Genomic DNA, 15,653 nt, shown 5'->3' on the forward strand with positions numbered 1-15,653 from the left:
CGGCTTGGATGAAACAGCGTATCGGGCGTCGCGCCGAATGTGGCGGTGCGCAGGCGCGCGACCAATATCGATTGCGTGATGGCGCATATATTGGGGATAACCCCCGTTGATTTGCTATATACGGTGGCCCGGCGCTTGACTCACGCAGCATAGGGCCGGAAGGTTTTCACTCAGAATCGTTCTTTTCCCGAAAGGGGCCGCGCCATGCGTTTCACCCGGCTACGCCTCAATGGCTTCAAAAGCTTCGTCGATCCTACCGATCTGATCATTCAGGACGGTCTGACCGGCGTGGTCGGCCCCAATGGCTGTGGTAAATCCAATCTGCTCGAGGCGCTGCGCTGGGTGATGGGTGAAAACCGTCCCACCGCGATGCGTGGCGATGGGATGGAGGATGTGATCTTCGCAGGGGCCGCCACGCGCGGCGCGCGCAATTTCGCCGAGGTCGTGCTGCAACTCGACAATACCGAGCGGTTGGCGCCCGCGGGGTTCAACGACGAGGATACGCTCGACATCACCCGCCGCATCACGCGCGACGCGGGCTCGGCCTACAAGCTCAACGGCAAGGATGTGCGCGCGCGCGACGTGCAGATGTTGTTCGCCGATGCCTCGACCGGGGCGCATTCGCCCGCGCTGGTGCGGCAGGGGCAGATCTCGGAACTGATCAATGCCCGCCCCAAGGCGCGCCGTCGGGTGCTGGAAGAAGCGGCAGGAATTTCTGGCCTATATCAGCGCCGCCACGAGGCGGAATTGAAGCTCAAAGGCGCCGAGACCAACCTTGCCCGCGTCGATGATGTGCTGGAACAGCTCGCCGCCCAGCTTGCCACACTTGCCCGTCAGGCCCGCCAAGCCCAGCGCTACCGCGAGATTGGGGCCGAGTTGCGCCAGGCCGAGGGGCTGTTGCTCTGGCTGCGCTGGGGCGATGCGCAACAAGGTGTTCTGCGCGCCGAGGCTGTCCTGCGCGAGGCGCTAGCTACGGCAGGCCGCGCCGAGGGTGCGGCGCTTCAAGCCGCTGCTGCCCGCGAAAATGCAGAAGCCGCTCTGCCGCCGCTCCGCGAGGAAGAGGCGATCGCAGGCGCGATCTTGCAGCGGTTGACGCTTGAGCGTGACGGGCTGGACGGCGAGATCGCCCGCGCGCGTGAGGCGGTCAGTGCGCTTGAGGGGCGGCTGGACCAGCTGACCCATGATATCGCGCGCGAAGGTGCGCTCAATGCCGATGCAGGCGAGACCATCGCCCGGCTCGAGGAAGAGCGCGCCACGCTCGTTGCCGAGGGTGCCGGCCATGAGGATCGCCTTGCCGCAGCACTGGCCGCGGCCGACGAGGCTGCGGGGGTGTTGCGGACCCGCGAACAGGATTTGGCCGAGGCCACGGAGGAAGCCGCACGCCTCTCGGCCCGCCACCAATCCGCTGATCGCCGGGTGAGTGACGCGCAAAAGGCCCGCGCCCGACACGCCGCCGAGGCCGAAACAGCCGCGCGCCATGCCGAAGAGGCCGATGCCCGGCTGGCTGGGGTTGCGCGCGATGTGATCGCAGCCGATGAGGCGCTGGCCGCCGCCCGCGATCTGGCCGCGCGCGCCGAAGAGACCCTGACCGAGACCGAGATCGCGCGTAGCGAGGCCCAGAGCGCCGAGGCCGACGCCCGCGCCGCCCGCGCCGATGCCGAAGGCCGTGCCGGAACGCTCGAAGCCGAGGTGTTGTCGCTCAATCGGTTGCTCGAACGCGAGCGCGGGCAGGGCGACCAGATCCTCGATCGGATCACGGTTGAAAAAGGCTATGAGGCGGCACTGGGTGCTGCGCTTTCCGATGATCTGAAAGCGGGGGAAACCAAGGTCGCGGGCGGGTCTGGCTGGAGTGCGCTTGATGCTTATGCCACCCCCGCACCCTTGCCCGGCGGCGCGCGCCCGATTGCGGGCGTTGTGCAAGCACCTGCCCTGCTGTCCCGGCGTCTGTCGCAGATCGGGATCATCGACCGCGCCGATGGCGCGCGCTTGCAGCCCTTGTTGCAGCCCGGTCAGCGCCTTGTCAGTCGCGAAGGTGATCTGTGGCGTTGGGATGGCTATGCTGTCGCCGCCGCCGATGCTGTGTCATCCGCTGCGCGCAGGCTTGAGCAGGTCAACCGCCTGACCGAATTGCGCGCCGAGGCGGTCGAGGCCGCCGCCCGCGCCGCAGGCACCCGTTCCGCCCATGAGATGCTGGCCGCCCGCCTTGCCGAATTGACCGAAGCGGATCGTGCCGCACGCGCGGCACGGCGCGAGGCAGATACGCGGCTGGCCGATACCTCGCGTATGCTCTCCAAGGCCGAGGCCGAGCGCAGCGTGCTGGAAGGCAAGTTGGAAACCCTGCAATCGGCCGCCGCGCGCCATGCCGACGAGGCGCAAGAGGCCCAACTTGAGCTTTCCCGTGCCGAAGGCGCCCGCGCCGAGCTGGAGGATCTCGATGCCGCAAAGGCCCGGCTCGACGATATCCGCACCACGGTCGAGGCCTCGCGCATGACCATGCTTGCGCGCCGTACCGCGCATGACGAGGTCAAGCGCGACGGTGAGCGCCGCACGACGCGGATCGCCAAGATCGGTGACGAGGTCGGCGGCTGGCACAAGCGCCTCGAGAGTGCCGCCGGTCGTCTGGCAGAGCTTGAGGCGCGCAAGCTGGAGACCGACACGAAACTGACCGCTGCGCGCGCAAAACCCGATGAATTGACAGCTGCCCGCGCCGGTCTTGCCGAAAAGATCACCACCGCCGAGGTCCGCAAGGCAGCCGCTGCCGATGCGCTGTCGACCGCCGAGGGCGCCCTGCGCACGGGCATCGGGGCCGAACGTGATGCCGAGCGCGCGGCATCCGATGCGCGCGAGGGCCGCGCCGCTGCCGAGGCGCGGCGTGACGCCGCCCAAGAAAGCGTTGCAGCGGCCACGCAACGCATCGCCGAAGAAATGGAAACCACGCCCGCCGCCTTGCGCGAAAGCCTTGGCGATCTGCCCGACCCCTTGCCACCCTCGGATCACACCGAGGCCGAGGTGCAACGCCTGCGCCGTCAGCGCGACGCGCTGGGTGCGGTCAACCTGCGTGCTGAGGAAGATGCGCGCGAGGTGCAGGCCGAGCATGATACGCTGGCCGCCGAAAAGACCGATCTGGAGCAGGCCATCGCCAAGCTGCGCACCGGCATTTCCAGCCTGAACCGCGAGGGGCGCGAGCGTCTGCTCAAGGCATTCGACGAGGTGAACGCCAATTTCGCCAAGCTCTTCACCCATCTTTTCGGTGGTGGCGAGGCGCGGCTGGTCTTGGTTGAAAGTGACGATCCGCTGGAAGCGGGGCTCGAGATCTTGTGCCAACCGCCGGGCAAGAAGCTGTCGACGCTGTCGCTGTTGTCGGGTGGCGAGCAGACCTTGACCGCGCTTGCGCTCATCTTTGCCGTCTTTCTCGCCAATCCCGCGCCCATCTGCGTGCTGGACGAGGTCGACGCGCCGCTGGATGATGCGAATGTCACCCGGTTTTGCGACCTGCTGGACGAGATGACGCGCCAGACCGCGACGCGGTTTCTCGTCATCACCCACCACGCCGTTACCATGGCGCGGATGGACCGGCTGTTTGGCGTGACCATGGTGGAACAGGGCGTTTCGCAGCTGGTCTCGGTCGATCTGAAAAAGGCCGAGCAGATGGTGGCTTGAGCACGCTACCCACCCCTTGCTCCCCATGCCCACCTAACCTTGCCCCCGCCACGACGCTTCGTGGCGAAAGGAGGTGAGACCTTTGGGAAATCACCTACCGTAAGCCGACGGCATTTCCATTTTCTCACCCGAAAGTAAAGAAAAACGGCCCTAAAGCGCGTTCAACAGCGCGCGTGTGGGCCATGCATCGGCGGGCAGGCCGAGGCGTTGCTGCTCGGCGCGCACGGCCGCGCGGGTGCGTGCGCCCAGAATGCCCGTCGTGCCGCCGACATCATGGCCGCGCGCCTCGAGCTTGCGTTGCAGCGCCTGCATCTCTTCGCGTGAAAGGCCCGGCTCGGGGTTGCGCGCATCAAAGACCGGTGCGCCCTCCAGCCTCGTGGCGAAATAGGCGGCGGTCAGCACATAGGTGAAGCTTTGGTTCCATTCGAACAGCACGCTGAAATTCGGATACGCAAGGAAAGCCGGCCCAAATCGCCCCTCGGGCAAAATGACCGAGGCCTGCGCATTGGGCATGGGCAAGGTGCCGTTGCGCGCGCGCACGCCATCCGCCTGCCATGCAGTGACGGGCTTGGCGCTGTGGATGCCGGTCTCGAACCAGTCCAGCGTGGCGGGAATGGTGATCTCGACCAGCCAAGGCTCGCCCGCGCGCCAGCCCAGTGACGACAGGATATTGGCCCCCGACAAGAGCGCATCGGCCGGCGATCCTTGCAGATTGATCCGCCCGTCACCATCGCCATCGAGGGCATGGGTCACGATATCCTCGGGCAGCATCTGGACCATCCCGATCTCGCCCGCCCATGCGCCTTGGGTGTTCACGGGGTCGAATTCGCCGCGTGAAAACAGTTCCAGCGCGGCGAAGACCTCGGGGCGGAACAAGTCGGGGCGGCGGCAGTCATGGGCCAGCGTCACGAGGGAATCGAGCGTATTATAGTCACCCTGAAAAGCGCCGTAATCAGTCTCGAAGGCCCAAAACGACAGCAAGATGCCGCGGCTGACGCCGAAACGGCGCACGACCTCGTCGAAGGTGGCGCTGTGCCGTTCGGCGTTGCGGCGGCCATTATCGATGCGGTTCTGGCTGATCAAGCGGCGCGAAAACTCGGTGAAGGGCAGGGTAAAGACGCCTTGCCGCCTGTCCGCATCCAAGGTGCGCTGATCGAAACTGGCGTGACGAAAGAAACCATCGATCGTATCGCGATCATAGCCGCGCTGGGCCGCTTCGGCCCGCAGCTCTTGCACGAATTGGTTGAAGTTGCCGCCACATTGCTGGGCCCATGCGCCGCCCGCCGACAGCCCCAACGCAAAACAGCCCACCGTTACACCACGCAACATACCACACACCATTTCCTGCACTACACCACATGCGTAGCCTAACAGGGATGCGCCGCCCTGCAAGCATCGCGCGTGTCTTCAGGTGACTTGGTCGCGTTGGCGGCGCCGATAGGCCGCAAGCTTGGCACGGTTGCCGCAGCGCGTCATCGCGCACCAGCGCCGCCCCGGCCCGCGCCCATGATCTATGAACAAATGCGTGCAGCGCGCGCATTCGCGCAGCCGCGCCAGATCATCGGCGCGCAGCAGATCGAACAGCGCCAAGGCGAGGCGGTCATGGATACCCCCCAGCGGACCGGCGCTGACCCCAAGCTGCCCCGGCGTGAACACAAGCTGGGCATCTTGCACCGCCGCCTTGATCGTCGTCTCAAGCATCAAGGCTTCTTCGCGGTCAGGCATGCGGGATGCGGCGATAGCGGAAAAAACCGCATAGGCCGCCTCGCGCAGGGCCAGCAATGACTGCATCTGCGCGGGCCCCGGCACGGGATGATCGGCGTTGGCCAGACCGGCATCGATCAGCATCCGGTGCAGATCCGCCGGGTCGGCAAAGCTATTCTCGCGCCGTTGCTTGCCGTCATCGCGCACGGTGTTGAGGAAATGCAGGATCGGCTGACCCGCGTGGGTCGTACTCATCGCGGAACCTATTCGAATTGGGGCGTCGTTTGGCCTTATGCGCGAGCAGCATGGGGCTTTGGCGCACCCGCGTCCAGAGGGGGATGTGGCCGATGCGTGACGTTTGCAGCTGCAGCATATTCAAATCATTGACTAAATTTCGCCGAGCGCCACTTTATCCACAAGACGCAATCCCGAAGGACACGGCGATGTCGAGCTTCCTACCACAATCGGTTCGTGACGAGTTAGCAGCAGCGCAAAAATCAGCCCGCCGCCGCCGCGCCACGCGGGTGGTGCATATCGGTGACGAAGCCTATCCGATTCTCGAGATGACCGAGGATGGGTTTTCGGTCGATGCCGCCGATGCGCCACGATTGCGGGGGTTGATCGATATCTATGACGGGGCGCGTCATCTGTATCAGGCGCTGATCGTCGCTTCGGAACAGCAGGGCGATCTGATGCGCTACGAGTTCAAGCGGAACACGGCCGCGACCACCACCGCTCCGGTCGATTTCGAGACGCTCGACAATCGGCCCGTGGCGCTTTTGACGCAGCGCTGATAGGCTTTTGCCATGTGGTCTGGGGTGATGTGCCCAAGGCCGGATCGGTAGGGCCGCGATGATCACCATCATCCCAGAAACCTTTCCTTTGGCCGAGGTTTTCACCATCGCGCGCGGATCGCGCAGCGCGGCGGCGGTGCTTTCGGTTCGGATCACGCGGCATGGCCATGCCGGGCGCGGCGAATGCGTGCCTTATGCGCGCTATGGTGAAACCCAAGACAGCGTTGCCGCGCAGATCGCATCCCTGCCCGACGCGGTGACGCGCGGCCAGCTTCAGTCCTTGCTGCCGCCCGGTGCGGCGCGCAACGCGGTCGATTGCGCCTTGTGGGATCTGGCGGCCAAGCAGGCGGGCCGCCGCGTCTGGGAATTGGTGGGGTTGTCGGAACCCGGCCCCTTGATCACCGCCTTTACGCTTTCGCTCGATACGCCCGCCAAGATGCGCGCGGCGGCCGCGAAACAGGCCCATCGCCCGCTGCTCAAGATCAAGCTGGGCACCCCCGATGACATGCCACGGCTCGAGGCGGTGCGCGCCGGTGCCCCCAAAGCTCGGATCATCGTGGATGCGAATGAGGGGTGGACGGCCGCGGTCTATGCCGATCTGGCCCCCCATCTTTTGCGCCTTGGGGTCGAGATGGTGGAGCAACCCCTGCCTGCGGGGGATGACGGCATGCTGTCCGAGATCGCGCGCCCCCTGCCCGTGTGCGCCGATGAAAGCTGCCATGACTGCGAAAGTCTGCCCATGCTCAAGGGCAAGTACGATATGGTCAACATCAAGCTCGACAAGACCGGCGGCTTGACCGAGGCTTTGGCGCTGCGCGAAGCGGCGCGCGCCATGGGGTTCGGTGTGATGGTCGGCTGCATGGTCGGATCGTCGCTGGCCATGGCCCCTGCGGTGCTTGTCGCGCAAGGCGCATCTATCGTGGATCTTGACGGGCCGCTTCTGCTGGCAGAAGACCGGATGACACCTTTGGAATACGACGCCGCCGGGGTGCATCCACCGCGGCCAGAACTTTGGGGATGATACCGCGATGACGCGCACCGTTTATGTGAATGGCGAATACTTGGCCGAAGATCAGGCCAAGGTGTCGATCTTCGACCGTGGCTTCCTTTTTGCCGATGGCGTCTACGAGGTGACCAGCGTGCTGGGCGGCAAGCTGATCGATTTCGCGGGCCACGCCAAGCGGCTGCAACGCTCGCTTGACGAGTTGGCGATGGCCAACCCGGTGACCGAGGAAGACTTGCTCGAGATTCACCGCGAATTGGTGCGGTTGAACGGGATCGATGATGGCTTGATCTACCTGCAGATCACCCGCGGCGCCGCAGATCGCGATTTTGCCTATCCCAAGGATGCCACGCCCACCATCGTGCTGTTCACCCAAACAAAGCCGGGTCTGGCCGACAGCCCCTTGGCCAAGACGGGGATGAAGGTGATTTCCATCGAGGATCAACGTTGGGGCCGTCGCGACATCAAGACGGTGCAGCTATTGTATCCCTCGATGGGCAAGATGATGGCCAAGGCGGCGGGTGCCGATGATGCGTGGATGGTCGAAGATGGCCATGTGACCGAGGGCACATCGAACAACGCCTATATCGTCAAGGGCAACACCATCGTCACCCGGCACCTCGGCAACGAGATCTTACACGGAATCACACGGGCCGCCGTGCTGCGTTTCGCGCGCGAGGCGCAGATGGTGGTCGAGGAGCGCCCCTTTACCGTCGATGAGGCCAAGGCGGCGGACGAGGCCTTCATCACCTCGGCCTCGGCCTTTGTGATGCCGGTGGTGGAGATGGATGGGAAAGCGATCGGCTCGGGCAAGCCGGGCCATGTGACGGCCCGGCTGCGCGAGATCTATCTGGACGAGATGCGCAAGGCGGCGGTCTGACCCGCCGCCCCGCAAAGGCTTGCATCACACCTCGACAGTGCGGACCGTCCAGCCATCGAGCGTCGTCACCCCGGCAAGGAAGGCCACGGCCTCTCCGTTGACCTGTACCGCGACCCCGGCGGGGTCTGCGGAGACCAGTCGTGTGACCTCGTAATTGGGAAGCCCGGTCGCCGGATCGAGGAATTCCGTGCGCAAAATGGTGAGGGTCAGGCTGTCGCCCTGCGATGGATCGAAATCGGTGATCTGCGCCGGACGATCCTGCGAACCCTTGAAGGTTTCGATGTTGAACTGATCGGCCCCAGTGCCGCCTGCCAAAATGCCGTCGCGATCCGCGATTAGCGTGTCGTCCCCCGCTCCACCGTCCAAGGTCGCGCTCATCACCGGGAAACGGAACAGATTGGTCGCGTCGAGCAGGTCATTGCCATCGCCGCCAGAAAGCAGGTCACTCAGGCCATCACTGATCAGCGTGTCATTGCCCGCCTGACCGGAGAGCGCATCAACGCCGGCCGTGTCGCGCAAAAGGTCATCGCCATTGCCGCCCAGCAAGATGTCGTCGCCCGCCCCGCCGTCGAGAGTGTCGTTGCCGTCATTGCCGGTCAGATTGTCATTGCCGCCCAGCCCATCGATGGAGTCGGCACCATCGGTTCCGATCAGGAAATCGGCATTCTCGGTCCCGGTGATCGCGCTTGCGCTAGGCGGTGTCACGGGGGGGGTGACAGGCGGTTCCACAGGTGGTGCCACCGTCGGTGTCGCGCCTGCGGGGATGCTCAGGATGCTGGCCGCCAGCGCATCCGAGACCGTATTGCCTTGCAGCAAGATCGCGGTCACGCCGTTGACGACCACTTCGACATCGGTGCCATTGGCCGCGTTCTGGAGCAGGATCGTGGGCGGCGTGGACGGTGTAATCCCCTCGAAGGTGGTGTCGACGATCAGCCGGTCCACGGCAGGGTCGAAATCGGTCACCACGGCAGGCGATGTTGGCGCGCCATAGGCGGTGGAGATGATGATCTCGTCCGCGCCGTCGCCACCGGTGATGGTGGAGTTGAGGTCGCCATTCACGGTATCCTGCCCCAATCCGCCATCGAGCACCGATCCCGGGCTTGCCGGCGAACCGAGATTGACGCCGGTGATCAGGTCATTGCCCGGTCCGCCCTGCAACGTGTCGGCGATACCGTCCGAGCTGAGGCGGTCATCGCCTTGGCCGCCATCGAACAGGTTTGCACCATCAGCTGGCACGGTTTCGATCAGCGTATCGTTGCCATCGCCGCCGATTAGCTGATCATTGCCTTCGCGACCGTCAAGCAGGTCGTTGCCGTCTTGGCCGACGATCGTGTCATTGCCGAGGCCACCCCCCAGCGTGTCGTTGCCCGGGCCACCGGCGACGATGTCATTGCCGCCTGCCCCGTTCAGCTGATCGTCGCCGCCAAGACCGCTGATATCGTCGTTACCATCGCTTCCGATCAGCGTGTCACCGCCGGGGGTTCCGACGATCGTCGTGAACGGGGGCGTCACGGGTGGCGTGACGGGGGGCGTGAGCGGGGGTGTCACTGCCGTGGTTGCGGGTGGCACCGTGTTGACCGCGGCGGTCAGCGCGTCCGAGATGGTCGTGCCTTGCAGTACAACCATGGTTTCGCCGTTCACTACCAGTTCGACATCGGTGCCGTTGGCGGCGGTTTGGAACAGCAGGCTGGGGGCGGTCGGTGTTTGCCCCGCGACCGTTGTGTCGATGGTCAAGCGATCCACCGCCGGATCGAAATCGGTGACCACAGCGGGTGCCGCCGCCGAGCCGAAGGCGCTTGCGATGGTGATCGCATCGGCCCCATCGCCCCCGGTGATGGTGGCATTGAGATCGCCGATGATCGTGTCATCGCCGACGCCCCCATCCAGCACCGAACCGACGATCTCGCTGTTGATCGTGGTGCGCGCGATCAGCAGATCATTACCGCTGAAACCAAGCAGGGTATCGGCGATCCCGTCGGTTTCCAGCGTGTCGTTGCCCGCACCGCCCACCAGCTTGTCGACACCGGTGAAATCGACCATCAGATCGTCGCCCGCGCCGCCGAACAGGCTGTCTTGGCCGAAACCGCCCACAAGGGTATCGTTGCCCAAACCGCCATCGAGGCTGTCATCGCCGTTGCCGCCCTGTAGCCGGTCGGCCTGTTCACCGCCCAAAAGCGTGTCATCGCCCGCGCCGCCATCGAGGAAATCCTCGCCCGTGCCGCCATCCAAGATGTCATCGCCCGCCTCACCGCGCAGCTGGTCGTTCTCTTCCTGACCGAAAAGCAGGTCGTCGCCGTCGCCACCGCGCAAGGTGTCGTTGCCCGTGCCGCCGCTCAGCGTGTCGTCACCTGCATCGCCAAGCATACGATCCGCGCCGCCCGCCCCGTTGAGCAGGTCATCGCCCGCTTGGCCGCCCAGCGTGTCATCGCCGATGCCCCCGAAGATGCTGTCATCACCGAAACCACCGTCGATTTCGTCATTCCCGCCGAAACCGCGCAGCACATCGGCGCCGGTGCCGCCGGACAGGGTGTCGTCGCCACGCCCGCTGATCAAGGTATCGTCACCCGGACCGCCGAAGGCATTGACCGTGGCGTTGCCGCTGATGAGCCGGTCATCGCCCAAGCCCAGAAAGGCGGAGAGCGAGCCATTGGTCATCCGAACCAGATCATCGCCATTACCGCCGAAGACCTCGGCCTCGCCGGTGCGGATGCGGATTTCGTCATCGCCCGGGCCGAGCAGCGCTTTGAGGTCCTGATTGCCGATCGTGGTGATGGTGTCGTCGCCGGACAAGGCATTGATCGTCGTCGGCGTGCTGTCGCGCAAAGAAAGCTGGTCGTCACCGGGTGTCAGGACACGGATGTTATTCGCCTGCGTCGCGTCGCCGTTGGCATCTGTCGCGCGATCATCCTGATCGTCATCGGAACCGTTGGAATCGAGCACCGTCGTCAGTGATAACCCAGCGATCACCAGCAATAGCCAACCGAACATCACAGCACCCTTCAACTCGTTAATCGATACAGCCCCGAAACGGGAAACGCATGGGCCGCCCCGCAAAGGCCGCTGCATGTGCGATGCGTGTTGGCATGCCATGTGGCGCATGGGACGATTCGTGAGAAAGGTTAACAGGCACAGTCCTTTTGTGAAAAGAGGCAAAAACTTGGTAAAATCATGGCAATATCGCCTAATTTCGGGTTTTCCCTCGGATTGTCGCCTTGGTGTCGACAATCGGGATCGGCGGATGCCGTTAACCGAAATCACCCTGTGCGAACCAGCCGCCTGAAATGCTTCCGCCATGGGCGTAGAACAGCCAGATCCGGGGGCCTTGCACGGTGGTGACACGCCAATAGTCGCGCACGCCCGACCGCCATTGCGGATCGTCCAGCCACCATTCCGGCGCGATCCGTTCGGGGCCATGCGCCACGCGAGTCTCGAAGATGCGGCCACGCCAGCGGAATTGAGGCGGCGGTTCGGGCATGTCCGGCGCCGTGACCGGCTCGGGGCGGAAGAGGGTCAGGGGGCGGGGGCGCTTGGCGGCGGGCCACTCACTGGCGGGCTGGCTATAGGCCGCGGCCTGCGTCGAAGATGTTTTCTCAGGGATATGGCTATCGGCGGGATGCTCGCGCGTGATTCGCTCCAGCCCGACCCGCGCCCCGATGCGCGCGACCAGATCGTCGAGCGCTTGGCCGGGTGCGCGGGCCGCCTGTGCCTTGAGTTGCGCTTCGGCGGCGACCGCCCAGCCGCCCTTATGTTCATGCGCGTGCAAGGGTTCGCTGACCGTCGCCACCAGACGCAGCACATCAAAGCCGAAGCCCGCTTCGACCCCGCCCAGCTTCAGTGCGAAAAGTGCGCGCAGGCTGTCGGGCCGGTCAGTGGGGCGGGCCAGCCCGATCTCGATGCGTTCGCTGCCGCCCTCGGCCCGGATCATCTCGAGCCGCAGCCTTCGCGCGCCGCGCCCCTTGGCGCGGAGCTTGTCGCAAAGCACAGGCAAAAGCCGGTCGAGACCGGCGAGGATGTCACCCTCGAGCCCGATGGGTTCGGGCAGGCTGAGCCTTGCGGCGAAATGCAAGGGCGCCCCGGCAGGTGAGATCGGTTCAGGTTCCACCCCCAGCGCCTGATCCAGACGGCGCACCACCTCTTGTCCGAAGCGCCGGGCCAGCCCCGCGCGCGGCATGCCCCACAGATCGCCGATGCGCCGCAGCCCCAGCCGGGCCAAACCCTCGGCGGTCGCGGGAGGCACGCGCAGCGCCGCGATGGGCAAAGTGGCCAGCGATTGCCGCAGCCCGCCGGGGGGAGAGATGCGCCCGATCCCCCCTTGGGCTGCGCTGCGCGGCTGCGGGGCGGGACCACCTTTGACCCAATGGCGCCTTTGCGCGCGTGAGCGGGTGGCGCGCGCTTCTTGGTCGATGGCGTCACCGTTGCGCGATGCCGTCGTGCCACCGCCACCGGCATAGCGTGCCAAGGCCCAGGCCGCGCCGGGGGTGTCGGCGATGCCCGCACAAAGGCTAAGGCCCAGATCGGCGCAGTCATGGTGGATCTGCTCGAACAGCGCGGCCTCGCCGCCGAAGAGATGCGCGCAGCCCGTCAGGTCGATCAAGAGCGCATCGGTTCCTTCCTCGGCGACCCAAGGGCTGAAGCGCCCCGCCCAACGGCGCAACGCCGCCAAAACCTGTGCCGCGCGATCGGGATCGGCGGGGCGGGTGACCAGATCGGGGCAGAGCGTCAGCGCCTCGGCAAGCGCCTGGCCGCGCGATAGGCCGCGCGCGCTTGCAGCAAGGTTCAGCGATGTGATCTGGCGCAGATTGCCCTGCATCTCGACCACTGCCAGCGGCGTCTCGGCAAGGGCGGGGGTGGCGCGCAACATATCCTCGGCGGCCAGCCGGGGAAACCATAGTGACAAGATCCGCCTATGGCTGGTGCGGCTTTGGTGCGGGGTGGCGGCCATGGCGCGGGCGATCCAGAATGTTCATGTTATGTTCCAGATTTAATCTGCATGGCGGGCGGAGTCGAGTCCGCCCCGATCAGCCCCTGTTCACAAAAACAGCGATACGTTGTTGCGCAGAATGATTTCCAGAACATACAGCGCCAAGATCACGATCAGCGGTGCCAGATCCAGCCCGCCCATCGCGGGCAAGCGGCGGCGGATCGGGGCGTAGACCGGTTCGACCAAGCGGTTCATGCCGTCCCAGATCTGTGCCACGATCGGTTGACGCAGGTTCAGCACCCCGAAATTGATCAACCAGCTCATGATGATGTGTACGAGGATGATCATGAAGGCCACATCGATCAAAAGCATGAGGATCTGAAAGAGCGAGGTCATGGGCGCGGTATCCTTGGCTGCTGTGCCCTTGCCAGATAGTCGGGCCGGGCGCGTGGCGCAAGCATGCTGCCTGTCGACAAGTGCGACGGCTCTTTGTTGAGGGGGCTCTGCCCCCGTCGCCAGAGGCGACGACTCAATGATTAGGGGGCTCTGCCCCCGCCGCGCCCTTTGGGCGCGCCTCCCCCGGGATATTTACGAAACGAAGAAGCGAGGGACGCTGTGCTGACGCGAGGGCGGGGTTGACGGCTGGCGCGCGCTGGGGTTTGGCGGGGGAATGTATCCTTATCTGCGCCTTGCCCGTATCATGATGTCCGAACGCGCCAAGCCGGGCTTGGGGTTGTTCGATACCCATGTCATGACGATGCGCTGCCTGCCCAATGATCTGGACGGGTTTCTCGAGATGAATAACGGGCGCATCTTGACGCTTTACGATCTCGGGCGGTTCGCGCTTTCGGTCAGGATCGGGCTTTGGGATGTGCTCAAGCGCGCGCGTTGGGGGCTGGTGGTGGCCGGGTCTTCGGTGCGCTACCGGTCGCGGATCACGGGGTTTCAGCGGTTCGAGTTGCGCACGCGGCTGTTGGGCTGGGACGCGCGGTTCTTCTATATCGAGCAAGGCATGTGGCGCGGCGAGAGCTGTTGCAACCATGCGCTGTTGCGCACCGGGATCACGCAGGCCGGGCGGCTTGCCCCGGTGGCCGATGTGGCACGCGCCATGGGCCATGACGGGGTGGCCCCCGCTTTGCCCGAGTGGGTGGTGGCTTGGGCCGAGGCGGACGCCACGCGCCCTTGGCCGCCGATGCAAGAAGGGCCATCAAGCCCGTAGACAAATCGGGGGGCAATGGCGGATGCTGCGACCATGAGCATTGCATCGCCTGATCTCGACAGCCTGTCCGCCCATTCAGCCCGCCGCCGTATTTGGGGATGGTGGGCGTTCGACTGGGCGAGCCAGCCCTATTTCACGCTGGGGCTGACCTTTGTTTTCGGCCCCTATTTCGCCGCCGTCGCGACCGAGGCCTTCATGGCCCAGGGTTTGGCCGAACAGGTGGCCGATGCCCGGGCGCAAAGCCTGTGGTCGCTGGGCCAGACCGTTTCGGGCGTGATCATCGCGCTCTGCGCACCGATCCTTGGGGCCTTCGCCGACAATACCGGGCGGCGCATGCCGTGGATCGTGCTGTTCTCTGCGTTCTATGTGCTGGGGGCCTTGGGGATGTGGGTGCTGTTGCCCGATGGCTCTTACCTGATGCTGGCGCTGTTGGCTTTCGGCATCGGGCTGATCGGAGCGGAGTTCACGACGATCTTCACCAATTCCATGCTACCAGAACTGGGCGATGACGGGGCCATCGGCAAGCTCTCGGGCAACGGGTTCGCCTGGGGCTATCTGGGTGGCGTTCTGGCCTTGTTCATCATGCTGATCTTTTTCGCCGAAGGGGAGAGCGGCAAGACCTTCGTGGGCCTTGATCCCGCGCTGGGGTTGGACCCCGCAATGCGCGAGGGGACGCGGTTCGTGGGGCCCTTCACGGCGATCTGGTATGTGGTCTTCATGATCCCTTTCTTCTTGTGGCTGCGCGAGGTGCCGCGACCGGCCACCCATGCGCGCTTCGGCGCGGCGCTGGAGGAGCTTTGGGGCACGGTCAAAAGCCTGCCCAAGCGCACCAGCCTGTTTGCCTATCTCGGGTCGTCGATGTTCTACCGCGATGCGCTGAACGCACTTTACGGGTTTGGGGGCACCTATGCAGTCTTGGTGCTGAATTGGTCGATCACCCAAGTGGGTGTGTTCGGCATCGTCGGCGCGATCACGGCGGCGCTGGCGACATGGATCGGGGGCAAGCTTGACGCAAGGCTGGGGCCGAAACCCGTGATCATCGGCAGCATCTTGGTGCTGATCGGGGTTTGCCTCGTGGTGGTGGGCATGACGCGAGAGAGCTTGTGGGGCCTTGCGCTGACCGAAGGCTCTGCCGTGCCTGATATTACCTTCTACATCTGTGGTGCGTTGATCGGGGGGGCTGGCGGCGTGCTGCAATCGGCCTCGCGCTCGATGATGTGTCGCCATGCCTTGGCGGGCCGCCCGACCGAGGCCTTTGGCCTATATGCGCTCTCAGGAAAGGCCACGGCGTTCTTGGGTCCGGCGTTGATCGGGATCACCACATGGGTGACCGAGAGCGCACGCCTGGGGATGGTGCCACTGATCGGGTTGTTCGTGCTTGGCCTGATCTTGATTATCTGGGTTCGTGCTGAGGGAGAGGTGCGCGGGTGAGACCGGTTTTGCAGGTGCGGGCCGGTTTGGCCCTGTTGAGT

The 15,653-nt window shown here is 65.0% G+C and carries 11 protein-coding genes; 6 read left to right on the forward strand and 5 right to left on the reverse strand.

What is annotated here, in order from left to right; genetic code table 11:
* Window positions 1-204 precede the first annotated feature (204 nt).
* The gene (gene smc / locus ACTG4J_RS00255) at window positions 205-3,660 is read left to right on the forward strand and encodes a chromosome segregation protein SMC (RefSeq protein ID WP_439136460.1); all 3,456 of its coding nucleotides are present in this window, start codon (window positions 205-207) and stop codon (window positions 3,658-3,660) included.
* Window positions 3,661-3,810: 150 nt separating this feature from the next.
* Here smc and ACTG4J_RS00260 read toward each other — a convergent pair whose 3' ends face one another.
* On the reverse strand, window positions 3,811-4,989 hold the full coding sequence (locus ACTG4J_RS00260) for a lytic murein transglycosylase (RefSeq protein ID WP_439136462.1): 1,179 nt from the start codon (window positions 4,987-4,989) through the stop codon (window positions 3,811-3,813).
* A 78-nt stretch (window positions 4,990-5,067) separates the two neighbouring features.
* Window positions 5,068-5,619 carry a CGNR zinc finger domain-containing protein gene (locus ACTG4J_RS00265; RefSeq protein ID WP_439136464.1) on the reverse strand — a complete coding sequence of 184 codons (552 nt, stop codon included), beginning with the start codon at window positions 5,617-5,619 and terminating at the stop codon, window positions 5,068-5,070.
* Between the two features lie 188 nt (window positions 5,620-5,807).
* Between ACTG4J_RS00265 and ACTG4J_RS00270 the strand changes: the two genes are divergently transcribed.
* Genes ACTG4J_RS00270 through ACTG4J_RS00280 form a run of 3 tightly spaced genes read left to right on the forward strand, consistent with a single transcriptional unit; the run spans window position 5,808 to window position 8,041 of the window.
* Entirely contained in the window at window positions 5,808-6,158 is a 351-nt protein-coding gene (locus ACTG4J_RS00270) for a hypothetical protein (protein WP_439136466.1), read from the forward strand.
* 58 nt (window positions 6,159-6,216) lie between these two features.
* Window positions 6,217-7,179, forward strand: a complete 963-nt coding sequence (dgcA, locus tag ACTG4J_RS00275; RefSeq protein WP_439136468.1) for an N-acetyl-D-Glu racemase DgcA — start codon at window positions 6,217-6,219, stop codon at window positions 7,177-7,179.
* A 7-nt stretch (window positions 7,180-7,186) separates the two neighbouring features.
* Complete coding sequence (locus ACTG4J_RS00280; protein ID WP_439136470.1) at window positions 7,187-8,041, forward strand: D-amino-acid transaminase; 855 nt, start codon at window positions 7,187-7,189, stop codon at window positions 8,039-8,041.
* Window positions 8,042-8,065: 24 nt separating this feature from the next.
* Here ACTG4J_RS00280 and ACTG4J_RS00285 read toward each other — a convergent pair whose 3' ends face one another.
* From ACTG4J_RS00285 to ACTG4J_RS00295, 3 genes are all read right to left on the reverse strand, one after another.
* A complete protein-coding gene (locus ACTG4J_RS00285) occupies window positions 8,066-11,029 on the reverse strand; it encodes a calcium-binding protein (protein WP_439136472.1) in 2,964 nt (987 codons plus the stop codon).
* Between the two features lie 256 nt (window positions 11,030-11,285).
* Window positions 11,286-12,983, reverse strand: a complete 1,698-nt coding sequence (locus tag ACTG4J_RS00290) for a Y-family DNA polymerase (RefSeq protein ID WP_439136474.1) — start codon at window positions 12,981-12,983, stop codon at window positions 11,286-11,288.
* 87 nt (window positions 12,984-13,070) lie between these two features.
* Entirely contained in the window at window positions 13,071-13,358 is a 288-nt protein-coding gene (locus ACTG4J_RS00295) for a YggT family protein (RefSeq protein ID WP_439136476.1), read from the reverse strand.
* Between the two features lie 274 nt (window positions 13,359-13,632).
* On the opposite strand from ACTG4J_RS00295, the gene ACTG4J_RS00300 reads away from it, so the two are divergent.
* A complete protein-coding gene (locus ACTG4J_RS00300) occupies window positions 13,633-14,181 on the forward strand; it encodes an acyl-CoA thioesterase (protein WP_439136478.1) in 549 nt (182 codons plus the stop codon).
* Window positions 14,182-14,214: 33 nt separating this feature from the next.
* A complete protein-coding gene (locus ACTG4J_RS00305) occupies window positions 14,215-15,612 on the forward strand; it encodes an MFS transporter (protein WP_439136480.1) in 1,398 nt (465 codons plus the stop codon).
* Window positions 15,613-15,653 lie beyond the last annotated feature (41 nt).

The sequence above is a fragment of the Roseicyclus sp. genome (assembly GCF_965662675.1).
In the GTDB taxonomy this organism is placed as follows: domain Bacteria; phylum Pseudomonadota; class Alphaproteobacteria; order Rhodobacterales; family Rhodobacteraceae; genus Roseicyclus.